The organism is Ahrensia sp. R2A130 (assembly GCF_000179775.1).
Taxonomy (GTDB): domain Bacteria; phylum Pseudomonadota; class Alphaproteobacteria; order Rhizobiales; family Rhizobiaceae; genus Pseudahrensia.
The window spans coordinates 168247-175101 of the sequence record NZ_AEEB01000004.1 but is presented as its reverse complement, the minus strand read 5'-3'; the positions used below and the strand labels follow the sequence as shown (position 1 = coordinate 175101).

Sequence of the window (6855 nt, the reverse complement as noted above, 5' to 3'; positions counted from 1 at the left end):
CTAACATTCCAGATGTCGTCTTTCGGAGCTCTAGTTTTACGTTCGTAGGTACGCAGAGATATTGTTGTTATCTCTGACGACCTGAAACATTGGAGTAGAATGGAATCGCGGAATACAGGCATGTCGACGTGACTTGGCATGAGAGCAGCAACTATTCTGGAACTCCGCTCCTATCCGGCGGTCGCGATGAATTCTTCAGTTTCGGACACCACATGCTTCCATGAACTCAGCTATCGCGAAGCGGCCAGAAGCTGTGTCCAGAAGCGTTTGCTGTTGTGCGGCTAGGGTGATCGAGAGTTGATCTGAAGTGGTGAAGCGCCCCCACACTGGATCCGATGTGGGGATCGTGGTTCTGACGCCAGCATATTCCTCATTGTCGGAAAAATAGACCGCTTCGAACTTTGCAGCTTCCCCGTCAATTTCAATCGTCAATATTGTTGCTGAACCCGCAGGCTTCAGCTCGTTGATGGCATAGAACTCCATGTGGATGGTGTCAGGCTCGTGACCGAAGCAGGTTGCGTAAAACACTCGTGCATCGGTTTCAGGTATTGCAAACTGCAAATCACGCGGTGAACCTTTTCCAGAGCCATCACCTGTAAACCAAAACAACCCGTCTTCATTTGGCTGCGGATCAGACTGCTTTGCGACTGTTTGGCTTTGGCGAGGCGCCGTCGTCTGTGTTCGGTTAGAACTATCACCAGATCGAAGCGCGACGCGGTCGAGGTGCGCCTTCAAAGCGGCGGGATTAACGGCAGATAGATAGCTGATATAGGCGCAAATATCGAACAATGGGCCGGGGCTAAGCCTGACTTTTCTGCAAAAGCCTGGCGTGATGTTCGAGTTGAAAAACCCAACTGGCATCGGACGGAAAGGCGGCTTGTATTTGCCTTGCTGAAGTGGTTCGAACTCCCTGGGTGTTGGGATAAACGTCTCGTTGGCAAAACAATTGGCAATGAAATTGTCGATGGCCGACGCCGCGCCATGCAAGGCTACTTCCGTCGATTGCACCGATGTCTTCAAATTCAAACGACCGCGAGACCGAAGCACGTTCCATATTTCGTGAAAGCGATCCACTGACACGACCGGCGTCATGCCCACTAGACCGTAAAGAACCAGACTGCCGTCGATGCTGGTTTCTCCATCTGCGCTCGCCAGATCTATGCGAACGTTATCGCCCTTCTCTCCGTTCTCTGCGGCCAGCGCATAGAAGATCAGGTTCGCTTTGCCGGTGGCCGCGTTGCAAGTGGCCAGTATCTCAATATCTTCGTCGCAATCGGTGCAATTTGCAGAGGTGACCTTGGGTCCCAAACCCGACGATGACCATACAGGTTCTTCGGTGCATACGGTGATCTCGTCGCCTTTGGTCAGCACACCGGTTTTGGCTTTGACGTGCCACTCGTATTGCTGTCCCACGTATCGGGTGCCCGAACCGGATATGGCGATGTCCATCTTCTGTGGTTCATCGTTGCCGAAAACCAGTAGCGCGTACTCGTCGTTGCCCCTTGCCTCATAGGTTGCAGAAAAGGCTTTCCCATTCTCACAGACGTAAGATGCGCTATTGCCGTATTTGGATTGCGATGCATTATCCGCATAGGCGGGTACGAGTGCAGTGATGAAGAGCCCTGCCAGTAAGGTTATCGGCAGTAGTTCATACACCTTGGTCACAAAGCAATTCCTTCGGAGAACACCATTCTTGCTAAACGGAGCGAGGTCTTGTGAAAAAAACCCGCGCCATTGCATCGAAAGGCGCGGGCATATGATTAGATTTGTGTAATTTCTAATTTTTCAGTGCAGCGACTGCCGTCAAGATCTCGGCAGCGTTTTCCTGCCATTTCAAGCCTTTGTCGACTGACTTGCTAATACGGTCGCGGCCGCCATCTTCAAACCATTTCGACTTGCACTGCTTACGCTCGGTTCGATCCATATCGACGCGGTATGTTTTCAATTCTTCATTCCACATGACGACAGCAAATATACAACCGACCTGAGCAACGCGAAGTTTAATGCATGTGCTGCTTGCCAATATTTTTGGTGCGCTAGACGAACCTACAACTTCCATTTTGTACGTGCGTCGACCACTGCAATTGCTGCGCCCTGAGTCCTTGATGCGGATGATGTCAGGTGCCCCGCCCTCGTTTAGAACACTGATGACCGAGCCGAGCGTGTCCCAAGTGCTTTCTCCCGGAGCAAGCCTCGTCTTCTTGCCGTCAACAGTTATTTCCTTATTTGTCCCATTGACAATTATAGCTCTCGTTTTTGCAAATGCTGCTGTAACAGGCATTGCAAACATAGCTGTTGTCATGACCAAAATGGTAGCAATGTTCTTCGTCTTCATTTTGCTAATCCTTAATTTGTGCGCCCCATCCAGAGCCCTGAGGCTTAGTACGAAGTAAGTTCGGTGGGATTATAGAGTTAAAGGCCGTCACTGTTGCTAGCCAAACTTCTGTTTTTGGCCTTCGCAGCTTTGATGGCATTGCCGGGCAGATTCGTGATCACTCCCTGAGCGCCATTGTCGATCGCATTTCCGATGGAGCTTTCTTTGTCGAGGGTCCACGCGTAAACGAAGCGCAGGTTTGACTTCGAGGCGTTGCGAAGGATTCTGCGTTGGAAGGTAGGGGCTGGAAGACACGCTGTAATTCCAACGCCTAGTGCGGCTTTGCTACGATTAGTAGCTTTCAGGTCTTTGATGGCGCTCTTCGCCTTCAATGGGCCTGTATGGCCATCAATCGACAAAATATAATTCCTGCGATGGGCAGCTGCTTTTATCGCCGGAAAATCTTGAAATCCAATTTTAAAAGCGGCTCGCCCTTCTAAAGCAGAATTAGCACCTTTCAAATATTCAATTTGATCTTTAATTGCTGTTCCGATTATAACTTTTCCCGCATACCCTTTTCCAAAAAGTTCATCTTCGAGTAATTTTACAACCAGAGCCCCGGCTCTCTCTAGATTACCTTCGCTCACATTACCGTTCTTACTATCTACTATAACAAGATGTGGTCTTTTTGTTTTTTTGTAAGTTTCAGCGATGTGGTTCAATAACCTGGGTTTGCTCTCATCGGCATCACATGTCTTTGCTTCTTCGTCATTTTTAAGCGCAGAACAAACGGAGTTTGGGTCCGAGTCACCGATACAGCTACAGTCACAGACTCCGCCATGCTTGAAAGACGAGGGGTCACCTTTGTCGCCAAAGGTCAGATCAATTTCGATCGCATTTGAACCTTTTTCAACTGCCCAAGACACGGCTTCAACAGTGTTGGTCATGTGTGCAATTACATAGAATGGTTCTTTTGCGTTCGCTGCACTTACTAACGACGCAGCGGCAATTGCCAAACATCCGTAAGCTATTGATTTTATTTTTTTCGTAAACACGGCTGTATTCTCCCTGCTCTCTCGCCAACATCGCTGAGGAGAGTTGCGCATTTCAAAGTTCGATTTGAATTATCTCAGCGTTGCTTGTCGCAGGCACGACCCTTGGCAGTGCAAACGAGATTATTATATATTTTATCCGGAGCTTGGCATGTAATCGAAGTCTTTTTAGCGTAACCGAATTCAGCAAAGGACTTGCCATAGAGCCCTTTCACTTCACGCTCCCAGCGGCGAACGGCTCGTCTTTTGGCAAATCTTTCAGTCAAACCACCACTAGACCGCTCGATAACATCGCTCTTGCAAAGAGCATGAGCATGATCTGTCGGCAGCGCTGCGAAACCAGCTGCAAGTGCGGTGGTGAATAGCACCGCGCGGAACACTTTAGACTTTGATGCGTTCGACATTTCCATTGTTTGATCCTACAAAGGTGAGCTTGTTTCGTTATCGTATCTCAGCCTATCCGCGGCTTCGTCTCTTATGTTTCCCGAGCGAAATATCGGCATTCGCCTCAACGCCACATGCGGTTAGATTGAGAGTTAAGTATGCCGATTTATGCTGCGCATCCCCCATTTGGGATAGGCACCTCAAAATAGCTGATCTATTTCTACAGGCCGACGCATCGTGCGTCATGGGCGGCTTTCGCAAAGCGTGGAATGAGCTTCTCGTAGTGCTGATACATCAGCAACTGTCCGCCATCTGGGACGACTTCAAAATTCATCCAGGGATAGCTTTCCCGGTAAGCTGCCACGACCGAGACATCCTCGGCAGGGTCTTCAGCGCCATTGAATGAGCAAATTGGGGTCGCGTTGGCATCGATCATGAGCTGTGACCAGTCGGCTTCGGTTTGGAGCAGTTCCATAGCGTAGGCTTGCGCGATACTTGTTTTTTGTCCCGCAATCAGCCGTCCATTGGCCAACAGCACTATCAGCGTTTCCGGATCCTCCAACAAACGCATATCGGCAGGTGAACGCCTGTTGAGATTGGCAAACATCGCCTCTACCCCGATACGTTTCGCCATAGCCACCGCCGCCTTTGCGGTGAAGAATAGCAAGTGAGGCGAATATTTTGCCGTACTCAGAAAGAAGCGGTGCCATTTACTCATGGCAAGATAATGCAGGCCACCGGGCAGCGGTGGGCGGGCGCATACACCTACAATTTCGCTTATTCGTTGTGGATTTTTACCTGCCAGATCGACGGCAAATATGAGATCATTGCCGTGGGCGATGTAGGGTAAATTCTTCAATCCCAGATGATCCATCAAAAATAACGTATCCTCACGCGTCACCGTCATGACGTCGGCATCCATCGCTATATTGTCGCTGAAGCCGTAGCCGGCGCGCATGGGGGTAATCAGCCGCAAGCGATGGCGGTATGCGAGCTTGAGCATTGGTCGGGACCAACGAACCAGACAATATCCCATATGAGACATCATTACCGGTGCACCGTCAGGCGGACCTTGGTCGTGATAGTCCATTCGTCTGCCGTCAGGCATCGTTAGCGTCTGGAAAGGTTTGCTGACTTCTTCTGCCAGCCAGTCAGCTTCTTCCGGTACAGGCAATGAATCTGATGTCGGTAAAGCCTTTCGTGCCGTGCCCATGACGTCCTGCAATGACAGCACCAGACGAATTATTTCCGATTGCGAATGTGCCTGCGTTTTGGAAAGGATGGACTTGATCTGCCCACGCACCGTGCCAGCGCTGGTTCCGCGTTGGGCCGCAATAGTCTTCGCCGTTTGACCGGCCACTAGTGCGCGAACGATGCCCTGCTCGGCATCTGTCAGGCCAAACACCTCTTCCAATGCATCTCCCAATGCGGGTTGCCAGTGATGTTGTGTCGTGACCACGAGTAACATCGGTTGGCCGTCATCCGCCTGCTGTGGCAGACGTCTGAGATGGAAAAGAACGGGTTGCTCGTATCCTTCAATATCAAGCGCCAAAATACGGTCCGGCCCATCGGTGACAAGCAACATGTTGCGGAGAGTCTTTTCGATCTCGTCGCGCATAGTAGGATCAAGCGGCAGACTGTCCAATCCGTCGTCGTTGGTAATGCCTAGCGCCTTCTGCGCCCCGTCATTGTGAACCAGCACCCTCAGGTCTGACGTCAGAACAAGTGCTGCAACATTTGAAAACGGTTCCAGCAAATGGGTGAAATCTGTTTGAACACTGCCTTCACCGCGATCCAGAAATTTATCGGCACGCAATAAATGCGCTTTCAGCGCTGCTACATTTTCTTCGGTCGCCCTCTGCGAAGATTCCCCGCGGCCTGATGCATTCCAATCATCAACAAAGGTGTCTAGTGCACCCGGGTCGAGTGCAATGTCGTAAAGCTGACCGGCAAGCAGTTGGTCCTGAGCCTGATCATTGTTGCTATCCATTAGGCAGGCCTTCTCGATGAACGAGCTGTAAACTACGGCGAAGCAGACGTCGAAAATCTGAGGCGTTCTTGGATTTCATAGCGCGAATGCATATCGACCAAGCGGTTTAGTCAGACCTTCGGATATCGAATTTTCAACTAGTAGCCGACCGACCAGAAGAGGTTTCCTAGCCGGCCGGGCCTGTTCATTATCGTCTAATGTTGACGGAGTCGTTGCTATTCCGGGCTGCCGACATCTGAATGCAGTTTCCTGCATTGTCAGTCACTCGCCAGACATGGGAAACATAGGTTGACTGCTGGTAGGATTGTCCTGGTTGCAACGTCTGGTAGCGCACGGGCTTACCATTGAAATCCACCCAGTCGATAAGACGCGTTTGGTTGGATGAGTTGGTGAACGTCACCGTTGTCTTCTGTTGCGTTCCTGGAGAACGTGAGCCACGCAACTGCTGGCAGCTTGCATCTGAGACTGTGGTGTTAGAACCACCGCCTGAGTTGGACCGTGCGAGAGCGATGATGCTGTAAACCGCCTGAGTACCGTCGTCAGATGCGATATCTACGACCTTGCTTTTCGCAGCGCTGACACTGCGCCCCCAATAACCGGCCAACGCCTGAGCATCTGAATAGGTGACTTCTGTGTCTTGATAGGTGCAACGCGTGTTTGAAGCGCTGCGAATAGCAGAATCGATAATGGCCTTTGCCCCAACGACATTTGGCCCACCCAGCTTGTTACCGATAAGCGCTTTTGCACCGTCGATGTTCAGGTTCCATGCGGCTGCGATCTTTTTGGCATCGCAATATTTATATACGCTATTGTAATAACGCGCGGTGTCCTGCTGCGTGTTTGCCTGTGCTGGTTGGAGCGAAACGCTGGGAAGCGCTAGCGCCGTCATGGCAAAGATGCATGCGGTCATGCATTGCTTGTTCAGATTTCCGATGATGGTTTTCATAATGTTCTCTGCAAGTGAGGATCAGATGCCCCAGTCTTCATGAAAATTCCAAATTGGGGAAGTGCTGAAACTCACACGGCATGTTAGAATTGGAGGTGCAGCGGTGATTTGCGTGGTTTTTCACAGACCTTGGGTTTTTGGCGAAATCATTTTGCATCGGTTGGTCGAG

At 50.6% G+C, this 6855-nt stretch carries 6 protein-coding genes; all 6 read right to left on the bottom strand.

Going from position 1 to position 6855, the window contains the following annotated elements; translation table 11 throughout:
- Window positions 1-195: 195 nt before the first annotated feature.
- Window positions 196-1740, bottom strand: a complete 1545-nt coding sequence (locus tag R2A130_RS06260; protein WP_083804201.1) for an MliC family protein — start codon at window positions 1738-1740, stop codon at window positions 196-198.
- Between the two features lie 37 nt (window positions 1741-1777).
- Window positions 1778-2335, bottom strand: a complete 558-nt coding sequence (locus R2A130_RS06255; RefSeq protein WP_040305157.1) for a hypothetical protein — start codon at window positions 2333-2335, stop codon at window positions 1778-1780.
- Between the two features lie 77 nt (window positions 2336-2412).
- Window positions 2413-3369 (bottom strand): sphingomyelin phosphodiesterase D, encoded by a 957-nt coding sequence (locus tag R2A130_RS06250; RefSeq protein ID WP_009464136.1) that lies wholly within the window; start codon window positions 3367-3369, stop codon window positions 2413-2415.
- A gap of 74 nt (window positions 3370-3443) precedes the next feature.
- On the bottom strand, window positions 3444-3776 hold the full coding sequence (locus R2A130_RS06245; protein ID WP_009464135.1) for a hypothetical protein: 333 nt from the start codon (window positions 3774-3776) through the stop codon (window positions 3444-3446).
- A gap of 194 nt (window positions 3777-3970) precedes the next feature.
- Complete coding sequence (locus tag R2A130_RS06240) at window positions 3971-5740, bottom strand: LuxR C-terminal-related transcriptional regulator (protein ID WP_009464134.1); 1770 nt, start codon at window positions 5738-5740, stop codon at window positions 3971-3973.
- A 187-nt stretch (window positions 5741-5927) separates the two neighbouring features.
- Window positions 5928-6686, bottom strand: coding sequence for a hypothetical protein (locus R2A130_RS06235; RefSeq protein WP_009464133.1), 759 nt, complete (start codon window positions 6684-6686; stop codon window positions 5928-5930).
- Window positions 6687-6855 lie beyond the last annotated feature (169 nt).